The organism is Halorientalis persicus, from assembly GCF_900110215.1.
Taxonomy (GTDB): Archaea; Halobacteriota; Halobacteria; order Halobacteriales; family Haloarculaceae; genus Halorientalis; species Halorientalis persica.
On the sequence record NZ_FOCX01000002.1, the window covers coordinates 266,160 to 279,899 of the forward strand.

13 protein-coding genes are annotated in these 13,740 nt (G+C 65.9%); 8 read left to right on the forward strand and 5 right to left on the reverse strand.

Annotation, left to right across the window (positions count from 1 at the left end):
* Positions 1–42: 42 nt before the first annotated feature.
* The gene (locus BMX17_RS03385; protein WP_092657649.1) at positions 43–2,535 is read right to left on the reverse strand and encodes a DNA topoisomerase I; all 2,493 of its coding nucleotides are present in this window, start codon (positions 2,533–2,535) and stop codon (positions 43–45) included.
* Positions 2,536–2,710: 175 nt separating this feature from the next.
* Here BMX17_RS03385 and BMX17_RS03390 point away from each other — a divergent pair, with 175 nt between their 5' ends.
* Positions 2,711–3,472: a HEAT repeat domain-containing protein gene (locus BMX17_RS03390; protein WP_170845316.1), complete on the forward strand. Its 762-nt coding sequence runs from the start codon at positions 2,711–2,713 to the stop codon at positions 3,470–3,472.
* A gap of 36 nt (positions 3,473–3,508) precedes the next feature.
* On the opposite strand, the gene gatB is transcribed toward BMX17_RS03390, so the two are convergent.
* A complete protein-coding gene (gene gatB, locus BMX17_RS03395; protein WP_092657653.1) occupies positions 3,509–5,026 on the reverse strand; it encodes an Asp-tRNA(Asn)/Glu-tRNA(Gln) amidotransferase subunit GatB in 1,518 nt (505 codons plus the stop codon).
* A gap of 136 nt (positions 5,027–5,162) precedes the next feature.
* Here gatB and BMX17_RS25860 point away from each other — a divergent pair, with 136 nt between their 5' ends.
* Positions 5,163–5,462 (forward strand): DUF6199 family natural product biosynthesis protein, encoded by a 300-nt coding sequence (locus BMX17_RS25860; protein ID WP_092657655.1) that lies wholly within the window; start codon positions 5,163–5,165, stop codon positions 5,460–5,462.
* 23 nt (positions 5,463–5,485) lie between these two features.
* Here BMX17_RS25860 and BMX17_RS03405 read toward each other — a convergent pair whose 3' ends face one another.
* Entirely contained in the window at positions 5,486–6,607 is a 1,122-nt protein-coding gene (locus BMX17_RS03405; RefSeq protein ID WP_092657657.1) for an RNA ligase, read from the reverse strand.
* Positions 6,608–6,739: 132 nt separating this feature from the next.
* On the opposite strand from BMX17_RS03405, the gene BMX17_RS03410 reads away from it, so the two are divergent.
* The 4 genes from BMX17_RS03410 (at position 6,740) to BMX17_RS03425 (ending at position 12,468) form a co-directional block, all read left to right on the forward strand.
* Positions 6,740–7,402 (forward strand): RNA ligase partner protein, encoded by a 663-nt coding sequence (locus BMX17_RS03410; protein ID WP_092657659.1) that lies wholly within the window; start codon positions 6,740–6,742, stop codon positions 7,400–7,402.
* A gap of 133 nt (positions 7,403–7,535) precedes the next feature.
* Positions 7,536–7,877 carry a DUF7518 family protein gene (locus BMX17_RS03415; RefSeq protein ID WP_092657661.1) on the forward strand — a complete coding sequence of 114 codons (342 nt, stop codon included), beginning with the start codon at positions 7,536–7,538 and terminating at the stop codon, positions 7,875–7,877.
* 24 nt (positions 7,878–7,901) lie between these two features.
* Positions 7,902–11,489: a chromosome segregation protein SMC gene (gene smc / locus BMX17_RS03420; protein ID WP_092657663.1), complete on the forward strand. Its 3,588-nt coding sequence runs from the start codon at positions 7,902–7,904 to the stop codon at positions 11,487–11,489.
* On the forward strand, positions 11,482–12,468 hold the full coding sequence (locus BMX17_RS03425) for a segregation/condensation protein A (RefSeq protein WP_092657665.1): 987 nt from the start codon (positions 11,482–11,484) through the stop codon (positions 12,466–12,468). The genes smc and BMX17_RS03425 overlap by 8 nt, the downstream gene beginning before the upstream one ends.
* Here the strand turns inward: BMX17_RS03425 and BMX17_RS03430 are convergent.
* Both BMX17_RS03430 and BMX17_RS03435 read right to left on the reverse strand, forming a co-directional pair.
* Complete coding sequence (locus tag BMX17_RS03430; protein WP_092657667.1) at positions 12,465–12,806, reverse strand: hypothetical protein; 342 nt, start codon at positions 12,804–12,806, stop codon at positions 12,465–12,467. The genes BMX17_RS03425 and BMX17_RS03430 overlap by 4 nt on opposite strands.
* Positions 12,803–13,147: an ArsR/SmtB family transcription factor gene (locus BMX17_RS03435; RefSeq protein ID WP_092657669.1), complete on the reverse strand. Its 345-nt coding sequence runs from the start codon at positions 13,145–13,147 to the stop codon at positions 12,803–12,805. Before BMX17_RS03435 ends, BMX17_RS03430 begins: the two co-directional genes overlap by 4 nt.
* A 100-nt stretch (positions 13,148–13,247) precedes the next feature.
* Between BMX17_RS03435 and BMX17_RS25865 the strand changes: the two genes are divergently transcribed.
* Both BMX17_RS25865 and BMX17_RS03440 read left to right on the forward strand, forming a co-directional pair.
* Positions 13,248–13,403 (forward strand): hypothetical protein, encoded by a 156-nt coding sequence (locus tag BMX17_RS25865; RefSeq protein ID WP_170845317.1) that lies wholly within the window; start codon positions 13,248–13,250, stop codon positions 13,401–13,403.
* Positions 13,404–13,510: 107 nt separating this feature from the next.
* Complete coding sequence (locus BMX17_RS03440) at positions 13,511–13,735, forward strand: hypothetical protein (protein WP_139203414.1); 225 nt, start codon at positions 13,511–13,513, stop codon at positions 13,733–13,735.
* The last annotated feature ends 5 nt before the right edge of the window (positions 13,736–13,740 follow it).

The following is a 13,740-nucleotide window of genomic DNA, read 5'->3' on the forward strand; positions in this document are numbered from 1 at the left end:
ATTCCGACCGACCGTGAAAACTACTTCGGAAAGCCAGCCCGCTCAGTCGGCGGCTTCCGCGCCCACCTGCTGTTGCCACTCCCGTATCTGGTCGGCGCTGACCCCCTGCACCGTCGTCGCGACCTCGTCGGGGTCGACGGTCTCCAAGTCGGCCAACGTCTCGATGTCGGCCTCGGCCAACTTCTCGGCCGTGCGCTCGCCCAGTCCGTCCAGATCCACCAGATCGTCGACCGCCTGCCGTGCCTGATACTCCTGGTAGTTACAGATCGGACAGCCCAGTTCCCAGGGCTCGTCACCGTTGTGGACGACCAGTTCCGGCAGATCGTGCTCGTCACAGCGCTCGTCGGTCACCTCGATCTCGCCCCGGCGCGGGAGCGGCAGGGAGTACTCACAGTCGGGGTAGCGCGTACACCCGACCAACCGCGACCCGTTCCGGAGCTGTTTGATGGCGAGGTCGCCACCGTGGGACTCACCACAGTCCGGACAGTCACCGATCACTTCGTCCTCGCTCTCGTCGGCCTCGTCGGCCCTACACTGCGGACAGCCGTGGACGAACGTGTCCCGTCCGGCGAGCATCTTGACGTGCCGGAGCCCGTGTTCCTCACACTCCTCGTCGAGCACCTGTGGCTTGCCGGTACTGGGCAACGGGAGCGTGTACCGACAGTCCGGGAAGCCGTCACAGCCGACGAAGTGGGAGCCGTGGCGGCTCTGCCGGATCAGCAGGTCGTGATCGCTCTCGGGACAGGGGCCCAGCGTCCGGTCGGCCTTCAGCGACTGCTGGAGGTGGTCACCGACCTCCTCGCGTGACTCGTGGAGTTCCTCGAACACGCGTTCGAGCATCTCTCTGGACTCCTCGGTCACGTCGTCGAGCGTGGCCTCGCCGCCCGCGATGGCTGCCATGTCCGCCTCCAGTTCCGCGGTCATCTCCTCGCTGACGACGTGGTCGGCGAACTCCTCGGCGGCCTCGACGACGGCTTTGGCCAGCGTCGTCGGCCGCGGCGGGTCGTTCTCGATGTACCCCCGGTCGTAGAGCTTCTCGATCGTGTTGTGTCGCGTCGACTTCGTTCCGAGGCCGAGATCCTCCATGCGCTCGATCAGCCGCGACTGGCCGTAGCGACGGGGCGGCTGGGTCTGTTTCGCCGCCAGTTCCACGTCGCTGACTGCCAGTTCCGCACCCTCTTCCACGTCGGGCACGAAGTTCTCGCTCGCGCTGGAGTAGGGATAGACCGCGTGATACCCCGGTTCCACCAGGCGCTTGCCGTTGGCCTTCAGCTGACAGCCGTTGGCCTCGGCGACCACGCGCAGGTGTTCCCAGGTGGCCGGTTCCGCGACGGTCGCGAAAAAGCGGCGGACGATCAGTTCGTAGACTTCCCACTCGTCGTCGTCGAGTTCGCTCCGGTTCGGGAGTTCGCCGGTCGGGTGGATCGGCGGGTGGTCGGTCGTCTCCTCGTCGCCCCGCGTGGGTTCGATCTCGTCGAGGTTGAGGAGACCGGCGGCGTCCTCGCCGAAGGCTCCGGTGTCGGTAAAGGCCGCGAGCAGTTCCTCGGGGTCGAGGTCCTCGGGGTACACAGTGTTGTCCGTCCGCGGGTACGTGACGTAACCGGCGGTGTACAGCTCCTCGGCCATGCTCATCGCGCGCTGGGCGGAGTAGCCCAGCGAGCCCGCGGCGCTGATGAACGCCGTGGTGTTGAACGGCGCGGGCGGGTCGTCGGTCCGGGTACGCCGTCGGACTTCGGTGACGGTCGCGCTGGACGCGTCCTGCAACCGTTCGTGAGCGTCCTCGGCGGCGTCCTCGTCCCAGACGCGTTCGGCCTCCTTGCCGTCGTCGTCGTAGAAGTACTGGGCCTCGAAGGACTGGTCGTCCTCGGTGAGGTCCGCGAACAGCTCCCAGTAGTCGTCGGGCTCGAAGGCCTCGATCTCGCGTTCGCGGTCGACGATCAGCTTCAGCGTCGGCGACTGCACCCGCCCGACGGAGATGAAGTCCTCACCCAGTTGCCGGGCCGACAGCGAGAGAAAGCGCGTGAGCGCCGCGCCCCAGATCAGATCGATGATCTGGCGGGCCTCGCCCGCCGCCGCCAGATCGAAGTCCAGATCGTCCGGGTCCGCGAAGGCGTCTTTCACCTCGCGCTCGGTGATCGAGGAGAAGCGCACCCGCTTGATCGGCACGTCGGTCTCGTCGCGGATGATCTCGTAGGCCTCCTTGCCGATCAACTCGCCCTCGCGGTCGTAGTCGGTCGCGATGACGGCCTCGTCGGCCCGGCCCGCGAGCTGGCGGAGCGTGCGGACGATGTTCTCCTTGGTCGCGGACTTGGTGATGTCGGCGTCGATCAGCTCGACGGGTTCGACGTCGCGCCAGTCCGAATACTCCGGCGGGAAGTCGACGCCGACGACGTGACCCGAGAGGCCGACGACGCGCTTGTCGCCCCAGCGGTAGACGTTGACGCCGTTCTGGCGTTCGACCTCGGCGCTGTCCTCGCTGAGGATCTCGGCGATGCGCCGCGCGGCGTTGTCCTTCTCGGTGATTATCAACTCCACGGCGGCCCACCTCCCGATACGTGGGTGGTCATTCGCCAACTCCTATGCGCAGACCGCTTCTAAAGCTTTCGCCAGGGAGAGGCGCGAAATCGCCGGACTACGCGGGTACGCGCGCCCACGCGCCGGCGAGCGCACACGTTCAACGCTTATCCGTCGCGGCCGCCACTGTCCGACGATGCTCCGCCGCCTGCTGTCGTGGCTTCCGGGCCCGGGTGAGGCCAACCGCGACCGACCGTCCCCCGAACAGCGAGCCGACCGCATCCGCGAGATCGGCCGCGATCCGCTGGCCCACGGCCACGACGCGACCGAGGAGGTCCTCGCGGCGCTTTCCGACGAGTCCCCGCTCGTGCGGACCACCGCCGCGGAGGTGCTTGGCTCGGTCGAGGTGTACCACGAACTGGTCGCCGCCGACCCGCTGGTCGACCTGCTGGAGGACCCGGAGCGGCGGGTCCGATATGCGGCCGCCGAGGCGCTGACGGTCACGACCGACGCGACGGTCGTCGACGATATTCTGCCGTACGCACTCGCCGACGACCCCGGCGTCCGCGCCGCCGGCGCAGTGGGACTGTACCACGCACTTTCACGGGTCACCTACGAGTTCACGCCGGCACAGGTCGAGGCCCTGCTCGACGCGTTCGCCGCCGCGATCGAGGGCGACACGACGACGGAGGACAACACGCTCACCCGGGAGTACCTGCTCTCGGCGATCGACCGCGGTGCGGCGAGTCGGGATCTGGCGAGCCTCGACGCAGACCGGACGGCGGCCCTCGTCGACGCGCTCGACGACGAGTCGATTGCTGTCGGCGGGCAGGCCGCCGCCCTGCTCGGCCACGTCGGCAACGAGCAGGCGCGCGCGGCGCTTCGGGACGCCCGCGAGAGCCACCCCGACGAACGGGTCCGGAATGCCGCGAGCGAGGCGCTGGCCGACGGTACGTAATCGGGACGCAGAAAAGCGGCGGCGTCAGTAGGATGCTTACTCGGCCAGCTCTTCACGCAGCAGTTGATTCACGTCGCCCGGATCGGCACTGCCGCCGGTCTTTTGCATCACCTGGCCGACGAGGAAGTTGATCGCGTTGTCGTCGCCGTCGTGATAGTCCTCGACGGCACCGGGGTTCTCGTCGATGGCCTCGGTGACCGCCGCGGCCACCTCGTCGCCGCTGGTCTTGCCCAGATCCTCCGCCTCGACGATCTCGTCGGGGGCGTCTCCGTCGTCGAGCATCCCCCGGAGAACCGTCTCGCGCGCGTTCTTCGCGGTGATCTCGTCCTCTGCGACGAGTTCGACCAGCCGCATGGCTTCGTCGAACCGGTCGTCGATGTCCGTGATGGCCATGTCGCGGTAGTTCAGTTCACCCAGGAGGTTGTCCGCGACCCACGTCGCCGCCAGATCGGGATCGAACTCCTCGGCCACGTCCTCGAAGAAGTCCGCGACCTGTTTCGTGCTGGTGAGTTTCGAGGCCGCCTCCTCGCTGAGTCCGTACTCGGCCTCGAAGCGCTCGCGGCGGGCGTCGGGCAGTTCCGGGATGGCGATCTCCTCTTTCCAGTCGGCGACCTGGAGCGGCGGGAGGTCGGCCTCCCGGAAGTAGCGGTAGTCTTTCTCCTCTTCCTTCGAGCGCATCGAGACCGTGTTGCCGTGGGTCTCGTTGAAGTGGCGCGTCTCCTGTTCGACCGCGCGCCCCGACTCGACGAGTTTCTTCTGCCGGGACTGCTCGAAGGCCAGGGCCTTCTCCGCGCCCTTGTGACTGGAGATGTTCTTGACCTCGGTGCGGTTGGCCTCCTCCAGCACGGACTCGGGAATCTCGCCGTCCTCGTCGACTTCCTCGGCGGGAACCATCGAGAGGTTGGCGTCGATACGGAGCGACCCGTCGCGGCCGGGGTCGAACACGCCGAGGTATTCCAGCACTTCTTCGAGTTTTTCGAGGAACTTCCGGACTTCGGCAGGTTCGCGGAAGTCCGGTTCGGTGACGATCTCCATCAGCGGCGTGCCGGCGCGGTTGTAGTCGATCAGGGTGTAGTCGGCGCGCTCGATGGAGACGGTGCGGCTCTCCAGCCCCTCGGTACCTTCCCGGACGTGTTTGATACTGCCGGGGTCCTCTTCGAGGTGAGCCCGGCGGATGTCGACGCTCCGACGCTGGTCGTCGACGGCAAATTCGAGTTCCCCGTCCTGACAGATCGGCGCGTCGTACTGGGTGATCTGGAAGTTCTTGGGCAGGTCGGGGTAGTAGTAGTTCTTCCGGTGGAACGTCGTTTCCTCGGGAATCTCGGCGTCGATGGCCTTCCCCACCTTGACGGCGGCCTCGACGGCCCCCTCGTTGAGGACCGGCAGGGAACCGGGGAGACCGAGACAGACGGGGCAGGTGTGGGTGTTCGGCCCGTCGTCGCCGACGTCGGTCGAACAGCCACAGAAGATCTTCGTCGCCGTCTCCAGCTGGACGTGGACCTCCAGCCCGATGACGGCGACGAGATCCCCCGTTTCGGCAGCCTGTGCAGTCATTACTCGCGGTTCGTGAGCCGCCGGCTAAAGGCTAACGACCCGGGCGAGTGCTGTGGCCGACGGTTCGTCGGCCTGCCACCGTCGCCACGGCGACCGCAGACGCACCTTTCTTGTCCGTCCTCGCCCAAGTTCGGGTATGGTCTGTGACAAACTGCGCCGCCTGAGTTACGGCTGGCTGCTCGTCCAGGGACTGCTGGCCGCCGCCAGCCCGAAACGGAGTATCGATCTGAACGCCAAGCTGTGGGGGCTCGCTTTCGAGAACGCCGACGAGCTGGAGCCGAAACCCTGGTACGTCCGCTCGGTCCGCGCGGCGGGCGTCGGGATGCTCGCGGCCGGCGGCGTCGGCCTCCTGCTCGAAGAACGGGCCAGCGAGGACGGTGACGACGGGGTCGACGAACCGGACGAACCGATCACGGTCGAGACCGACGACGCGTAACGCGGGCAGGGACGCCGAGGCCGTCACTCCCGGACGATCTGGCCGTCCAGATACGCCCGAACCTTGTCGTTGGTCGCCTGGGTCTTCTTTGTGAACGTGACGACGCGTTCGCCAGCCTCGCGCTCGTCGGTCTCGATTTCCAGTTGCAGGCCCATGCTCCGGAAGTGCTCGAACAGTTCGTCGACGATCTCGGGGGGCGCGCGGACGGTGTGGCGCTCGCCGACGGTCGCGCCGCCGTCGATCCGCTCGATGGTGTCGGTCATCGAACAGAGGATCGCCTCCCCGAGTTCGTGAGCGCGCTCCCGGCGGGCCCGTTCGTCCTCGTCCCACTCGACGGACTGGAAGGCCTCGCGGATGAGCCGCCGGAACATGAACGCCTGACCGTAGTCGAAGGGCAGGGAGAAGGCGTATTCGAGATTCCCCTGGTTGGCGGCCGACGTGGTGTACTTGAGTTGCTGGTCCACCGAGAGCGTCTTCATCACGACGCCCTCGCGGCCGCCGGCGTCCAGTTCCTCGACGATACCCGGGAGTTTCTCGACCGCTTCCTCGGGCGTGAAGACGCCGTGGAAGGGGACCTGCGGGATGTCGTAGTCGGCACAGAGGTCGCGGCGCTCACGGACGGGCACCGACCCGCCCGTCTCACGGTCGCGCACGTCGAACACCCGGAAATCGAGCGAGTCGACGTCGGCGTACTCGTGATCGGTGTAGGGGTTCTCCGGGCCGACCATCTCGCCACAGAGCATCAGGTCGGGGTGGTCGGCGAAGAACTCGGCGACGGGGAGGAGTTCGCGCGCCTGGTAGGTCGTGAACGGGCAGACGATGCCGCTCCGAGTGAACGCGAGGGGTTCGTCGGCGGAATCGTCGCCGACGCGTGCGACACGGACGTTGAACCCGTCGAGTTTCTCCTCGACGGCGAGTTCCTCCTCGAAGTGGCGGGGGACGCCGGTCTCGATCACCAGCGTCCGGGGAATCTTCGGGAAGCCGTCGACGACGGTGTCCTCGATCAGGACCACGCCGCGGTTGAGGTCGCTCCGGTAGTCCGGCAGGTGTTCGTACTCCCGACCGCGGAACGAACGTGTCTCGAAGTACTCCCGGAGTTCGGCGAACCGCTCGGCCGAGACCGGCAGGGGCTCGTGGTAGTCCATACTGGGACAAGGCCAGTCGGGCCAAAGAAACTCCGTCGACCTCCCAGTTTCCGGGAATCGCCGGGAGCGATGGGGCGAGGATCCCTCACGACACGCCGTGGACATATTACCCCGGAGGTACTGCGATCAGGTATGGCAGGCCATCCGCTCAAACAGCGGTTCGTCGTCGACACGTCCGCCTTCCTCACCGACGAGATCAGGCGGGACGGCGAGGACGCCAACGACGCCGTGAACCGGTTGCTCGACCTGATCGCGGAGGCGAAACTCGAGCTGAACATCTCCTGTTATATGCCGCCGTCGATCTACGAGGAACTGCACCCGATGCTCGAGGACCGCGAGATCGACGACGAGGTGTTCTCGAAGCTCAACACCTGGGTCATCAAGAAGAACCCGGCGCGTTACGAGGTGATGATCCCCGCCGAGATCGTCTACGAGTTCATCGACGAGATGTCCGACCGCGTGGATCGAGGGCTGCGCGTCTCCGAGAAAGCCGTCCGGAAGGCCGAACAGTCCCGCGCCGACGAGATCGAGGAACACGAGTACATGACCGAGGTCGACAAGGTGATCTCGGACCTGCGCTCGGAGTACCGCACGACGCTCCGGCAGGGCGTCCTCGACTCCCGTGAGGACTTCGACCTGCTGATCCTCGCCCGGGAACTCGACGCCGGCGTCGTCACCGAGGACCAGGGCATCATCAACTGGGCCGAGGACTTCGGTCTGCGCTATCTGAAGGGCCGGGACTTCCCGACCCTGCTGGAGGAGTACCTGCAGGCGACCGACCGAAGGGAGGACTGACGGCTCCGGCTCCTCGGGGCCGTCCCGCGGATGGCCGGCGACACCGACGACCGTTTTCACCGCCGCCATTCCTATCAGAAGCTATGTGAATGTCTGACGTAACTTTATGCCGACAGGGGCGGGTTGTGTCCCTATGGCGAGCGGCAATCGCGTCGAGGAACTCGAATCGCGCGTGAACGAACTCGAGGCCACGGTCGACGGCCTGACCGACGAACTCGTCGAGTGCAAGGTACGCATCCGCGAACTCGAAAACGTCGTCGACGATCAGGTCGGTCTGGACACCATCGACGGGAGCGGCGTCGGCTCGTCGACGCCCCCGGCGGAACGCGAAGCCGACGACGCACCGTCCGAGCCCGAACCGGAACCGGAGCCCGAACCGGCACCGGACGCGGAGCCGGCCGAAGCGCCTAAATCCGAGGCCGCCGACGCGGAAGACGAGACGGAGTCCGAGGGCAGCGACATCATCGTCGCCTGACGGGCTCCGGCCACGAGCACCCCCATGCACATCAAAGAGCTCGTCCTCGACAATTTCAAGAGTTTCGGCCGGAAGACGCGAATCCCGTTTTACGAGGATTTCACCACCGTGAGCGGCCCGAACGGCTCGGGCAAATCCAACATCATCGATTCGATCCTGTTCGCGCTGGGCCTGGCCCGCACGTCGGGTATCCGCGCGGAGAAGCTGACCGACCTCATTTACAACCCCGGTCACCAGGACGGCGAGCGTGAGGGCGACGAGGAACGCGAAGCCAGCGTCGAGGTCATCCTCGACAACAGCGACAGCACCCTCGAACGAGGGACCGTCGTCAACGCCGCCGGCACCGAAGACGTGGGCGACTGTTCGGAGATTTCCATCAAGCGCCGCGTCAAAGAGACCGAGGACAACTACTACTCGTACTACTACATCAACGGCCGCTCGGTCAACCTCTCGGACATTCAGGACCTGCTGGCACAGGCCGGCGTCACGCCCGAAGGGTACAACGTCGTCATGCAGGGCGACGTGACCGAGATTATCAATATGACCCCGCACGCGCGCAGGGAGATCATCGACGAGATCGCCGGGGTCGCCCAGTTCGACGAAAAGAAAGAGGACGCCTTCGAGGAACTGGACGTCGTCGAGGAACGCATCGAGGAGGCCCAACTGCGGATCGAGGAGAAACGCGATCGGCTGAGCCAGCTCGAAGACGAACGCGAGACCGCCCTGGAATATCAGGACCTCCGGGAGGACAAGGAGGAGTACGAATCCTACCGGAAAGCCGCCGAACTCGAGGACAAGCGCGCGGAACTCGCGGGCGTTCGCGAGGAGATCACCGACCTCGAAGACGAACTCGAGGGTCTCCAGCGCGAACTCGACGAGCGCCAGGGGAAAGTGGTCCGCCTCGAAGAGGACCTCGAAGACCTAAACGCCGAGATCGAGCGCAAAGGCGAGGACGAGCAGTTACGGATCAAACGCGAGATCGAGGAGGTCAAAGGCGAGATCTCCCGTCTGGAAGACGCCGTCGAGAGCGCCGAAGAGAAGATCGAGGACGCCGAGAACGAGCGCCGACAGGCGTTCGTCCAGATCGACCGGAAACAGGAGGAGATCGACGAGTTGGAGGGCGATATCCGCGAGACGAAGGTCGCCAAGTCCGGCGTCAAAGCCGACATCCAGGAGAAAGAGGACGAACTCGCCGGACTGGAGGAGCGCATCGAGGAGGTCGGCGCGGAGTTCGAGGAGGTCAAAGACGAACTCGACGAGAAACGGGCCGCGCTCGAAGAGGAAAAGAGCGAGAAAAACGACCTCCAGCGCGAGCAAGACCGATTGCTCGACGAGGCGCGCCGGCGCTCGAACCAGCAACGCGAGAAAGAGGAAGCCATCGAGGAGGCCGAGGCCAGGCTCCCCGAGATCGACGCCGAGATCTCCGACCTGGAGGACGAACTGGAGAAGGCAGCGGAGAACCGCTCGACCATCTCGGGCGTCGTCGAGGACCTCAAACAGGAGAAACGCGAGTTGCAGTCGGATCTGGACGACATCGAGGACGAGATATCGGCCAAACAGCAGGAGTACGCCGAACTCGAAGCCAAGGCCGGACAGGACGGCGATTCCTCCTACGGCCGGGCGGTGACGACGATCCTCAACGGGGGCATCGACGGCGTCCACGGCACGGTCGGTCAGCTGGGTGGCGTCGACCCCGAGTACGCGACGGCGTGTGAGACGGCCGCCGGCGGCCGACTGGCCCACGTCGTCGTCGACGACGACGGCATCGGACAGCACTGCATCGAGTACCTGAAATCGCGCAACGCGGGGCGGGCGACCTTCCTGCCGATCACGAAGATGCAGCGGCGGTCGCGCCCGAACCTGCCGAGTCACGACGGCGTCGTCGACTTCGCGTACAACCTCGTCGACTTCGACCAGGAGTACGCGGGCGTGTTCTCCTACGTCCTGGGCGATACGCTGATCGTCGACGAGATGGACACGGCCCGGGACCTGATGGGCGACTACCGGATGGTGACCCTCGAAGGCGACCTCGTGGAGAAGTCCGGCGCGATGACCGGCGGGTCCTCGAAGGGGACCCGGTACTCCTTCTCGGGCGGGCAGGGGCAACTCGAACGGGTCGCCGCGCGGATCAACGACCTCGAAGACGAGCGCCAGTCGATCCGGTCGGACCTCCGGGACGTGGAGAACCGACTGGACGACGCCCGCGACCGGAAGTCAGACGCCGCGGAGCAGGTCCGGGAGATCGAAAGCGAGATCGAAGCGCTCGAAACCGAGCGCGAGGAGACCAACGAGCGGATCGAACGGCTGGAGGCCGAACTCGACGAGATCGAGAACGATCGGGAGGCGGTCTCCGACCGGATGGACGAACTCGAAGGCGAGATCGAGGAGCGAACGGCCCGTATCGAGGCCATCGAAGACGAGATCGCCGAACTGGAGAGCGAGATCGAGGACTCGGAACTGCCGAAACTGACGAGTCGGGCCGACGAGGTGCGCGAGGACATCGCGGACCTCGAGGACCGCCGGGACGATCTGGACGGCGACCTGAACGAACTGCAACTGGAAAAGCAGTACGCCGAGGACGCCATCGAAGAACTCCACGACGACATCGAGGCGGCCCAGAACCGCAAGGCCGACCAGGAGGAACGGATCGAGGACCTGGAAGCGGAGATCGACGAGCAGGCGGAACTGCTCGAAGCGAAAGAGGCGGCGGTCGCCGATCTGGAGGACGAACTCGCGGACCTCAAAGACGAGCGCGAAGACCTCAAAGACGAGCTCAAGGAGGCAAAGCAGGTTCGTGACGAACAGCAGTCGAAGGTCACCAGTGTCGAGGACGATCTCGACGACCTGCGGGACGACGAGGACCGACTCGACTGGGAGGTCGACGAACTCGAAGGGCAGGTCGGCGACTACGATCCCGAGGACGTGCCCGACCACGACGAGGTCGAGCGCGAGATCGACCGCCTCGAAACCGAGATGGAGAAGCTCGAACCCGTCAATATGCTCGCCATCGAGGAGTACGACGAGGTGGCCGACGATCTCGAGGACCTCGAAGGGAAAAAGGAGACGTTGGTCGAGGAGGCCGACGGCATCCGCGACCGGATCGACACCTACGAGGCCAGAAAGAAGGAGACGTTCATGGATGCCTACGAAGGTATCAACGAGCAGTTCGAGGACATCTTCGAGCGGCTCTCGAACGGGACCGGGACGCTTCACCTCGAAGACGAGGACGATCCGTTCGACGGTGGGCTGACGATGAAGGCCCAGCCCAAGGACAAGCCGATCCAGCGGCTGGCGGCGATGTCCGGCGGGGAGAAGTCCCTGACGGCGCTGGCGTTCATCTTCGCCATCCAGCGGTACAACCCCGCGCCCTTCTACGCGCTCGACGAGGTGGACGCCTTCCTCGATGCGGCCAACGCCGAGATGGTCGGGGAGATGGTCGACGAACTCGCGGGCGAGGCGCAGTTCGTCGTGGTGTCGCACCGGTCGGCGCTGCTGGAGCGGTCCGAGCGGGCCATCGGCGTCACGATGCAGGAGGACAACATCTCCGCCGTGACGGGGATCGACCTGAGTAGCGTCGGGGACGGCGACGAGGAGGTGCCCGCGGATGATTGACGGTGACGGGGACGGAGCGGACGACAGTGAGGACGACATCCCGCTGAACATCGCGGGGCACGAGGATCGGGAGCGGCCCGAGGGCGCGTCGTCGATGCTCGGCAGGGACGATGCCGAGGCCGGCGACGACGGACCCGAAACAGCAGACGCTCCCGCCGTCGACCGACCGAAACCGCCGAGCGAAGCGGACGAGGACGACGTACGGCCGGTCGAGGTCCTGGTCCAACTGGCCAAAGACGACGAGATCGAACCCTGGGACATCGACATCGTGACGGTGACGGACAAGTTCCTCGACCGGCTGGACGAGGCGGATTTGCGTACGTCGGGTCGGGCGCTGTTCTACGCGAGCGTCCTCCTGCGGATGAAGAGTGACGCGATGCTGAACGACGACGAGGACGAGGAACCCGAACCCGAGCCCTGGGAGGCGGCGGCGATGGGCGAAGACACGCCGCTGGATCCGGAGGCCGACCCCTTCGCCTCCCTGGAGCAGGAGATGGACCGCCGGCTCGAACGAAAACGGGCCCGCGGGATGCCCCAGACGCTGGACGAACTCGTCCGGGACCTCCGGGAGGCAGAACGGGACACCTGGTGGAAAGAGTCCAGAGAGTACGACACCAGCGACAGTCCCGGCACGTACCAGCGGGGGACCCAGGAACTGGACTACCGGAGCGGCGACGAGTTCCGGATGGACGACGAGCCGACGGCAGCGGACGTGACCGGGACCGCCCACGGCGAGGACATCGACGCGATCATCGACGACGTGTACGCGGCCTGCCTCGAACAGTGGGAGGCCGGCCGCGAGGAGGTCCTCTACGCCGAGATCGAGGACGCGGGCGGCTCCCGCGTCGAAACCTTCCTCGGGTTGCTCTTTCTGTCCCACCGCGGGCAGGTCTACCTCCAGCAGGACGATCTGTTCGGCGACCTCTGGATCCAGGACCCCAACGCGACGAAAGGCTCCGAAGAGGCCATCGCGGACTAATCGCGCGGCATCCAGAGGCCATAGAGCAGGCACAGGAGGCCGACGAGCGTGCTCACGTCGCCCGCGAGCGACAGCGCCACCTCGACGGTCGTCGACATTCCGGGCGCGTAGGTGGCGACCCGGTCGAGGACGACGGTGATTCCGAGCAGGAGGCCGGGGGCCCAGAAGGTCAGCAGGAAGCCGGTCGCGACGAACAACATCGGGAGGCTCTCGTTGCGCCGGTACCCCCGGAAGGCGACGTAGCCGACCAGAAAGCCGAGGATCGCGATGGCGAAGGTGAGCGCTGCCGACACGGAGCCGATCTCTCGGACGGTGAACTGGAGCAGGGGATTACTCATCTGAGATCCTCCACGAATTGCGTGAATCGGTCGGCCATGCGGTCCCGTCTCGACAGGCGGATCGTGAGTCCGTCGGCCGAGAGGTCGACGACGACGCGGTCGAGGCTGGCGGTAAAGACCTTGTAGTGGTGGCCGTCCGCGTCGGCCCGGGTCTGTTCGGTGACCAGATCGTGGGCACGGAGGTCCTCCAGTCGGCGGTAGACGGTCGGCTGGGAGACGCCACAGCGGTCGCTGAGTTCCTCGGCCGACAGGGCGTCCGCGGCGGTCGCTTCGAGGATCGTCCGCGCACAGTCGTCGGCCAAAAGCGTCGCGATGGCGTCGACATCGCTGTCTGCATCCACAGTACCACCACTCGGGGACGGATCATCAACCGCGCCGCACGGCTTCAGTCGCTGAAACCGGGGCTACCGGCTTATATCCACGGGCATCCTCCACGTAGATATGGTCGCGATCAACGAAACGACCCTCGGGCTGACCTTCGCCGTCCTCGGCGTGGTCTTCTCGGTCGCGTGGCTGCTCCTCGGCCTGTACGGCATCAACAGCCTCCGGGAGATCAAAGAGAAACTGGACGAGAACGAGGGGGACACGGAGCCGTAGGACGGGTCACCGCACCGAACGTTCGGTGAGCGTTATTCGTCGCGCTCGTCATCTCAGTCCGCCAAGAACGGGTGATTAACCGTCTGGACGTGGAAGTCAGTGACGCGATGGCAGACCACTCGTTCGGCCCGCTGGGCTGGGTCTCGGCCGCGGGCTTCGTCATCCTGAGTCTGTTGTACGTCGTCGACGCGTGGGGCATCGCCCAGTGGCCAATGTCACTCGCCGTGACCGGTGCAGTCGCGCTCCTGGCGGCCGCGGGCGCGATCCTGCTCTGGTACGGCAACGACCCGACCGCCACCGAAGAGGAGTACGGCGCGACCGAAACCCGGTGATCGTG

Bases quoted from the DNA above. Each gene is read 5' to 3' on its own strand.
- BMX17_RS03405 (WP_092657657.1), bottom strand. From the start codon at position 6,607: ATGGACTACCACGAGCCCCTGCCGGTCTCGGCCGAGCGGTTCGCCGAA.
- BMX17_RS03430 (WP_092657667.1), bottom strand. From the start codon at position 12,806: ATGAGTAATCCCCTGCTCCAGTTCACCGTCCGAGAGATCGGCTCCGTG.
- gatB (WP_092657653.1), bottom strand. From the start codon at position 5,026: ATGACTGCACAGGCTGCCGAAACGGGGGATCTCGTCGCCGTCATCGGG.
- BMX17_RS03425 (WP_092657665.1), top strand. From the start codon at position 11,482: ATGATTGACGGTGACGGGGACGGAGCGGACGACAGTGAGGACGACATC.
- smc (WP_092657663.1), top strand. From the start codon at position 7,902: ATGCACATCAAAGAGCTCGTCCTCGACAATTTCAAGAGTTTCGGCCGG.
- BMX17_RS03415 (WP_092657661.1), top strand. From the start codon at position 7,536: ATGGCGAGCGGCAATCGCGTCGAGGAACTCGAATCGCGCGTGAACGAA.
- BMX17_RS03410 (WP_092657659.1), top strand. From the start codon at position 6,740: ATGGCAGGCCATCCGCTCAAACAGCGGTTCGTCGTCGACACGTCCGCC.
- BMX17_RS03390 (WP_170845316.1), top strand. From the start codon at position 2,711: ATGCTCCGCCGCCTGCTGTCGTGGCTTCCGGGCCCGGGTGAGGCCAAC.
- BMX17_RS25860 (WP_092657655.1), top strand. From the start codon at position 5,163: ATGGTCTGTGACAAACTGCGCCGCCTGAGTTACGGCTGGCTGCTCGTC.
- BMX17_RS03440 (WP_139203414.1), top strand. From the start codon at position 13,511: ATGGCAGACCACTCGTTCGGCCCGCTGGGCTGGGTCTCGGCCGCGGGC.
- BMX17_RS25865 (WP_170845317.1), top strand. From the start codon at position 13,248: ATGGTCGCGATCAACGAAACGACCCTCGGGCTGACCTTCGCCGTCCTC.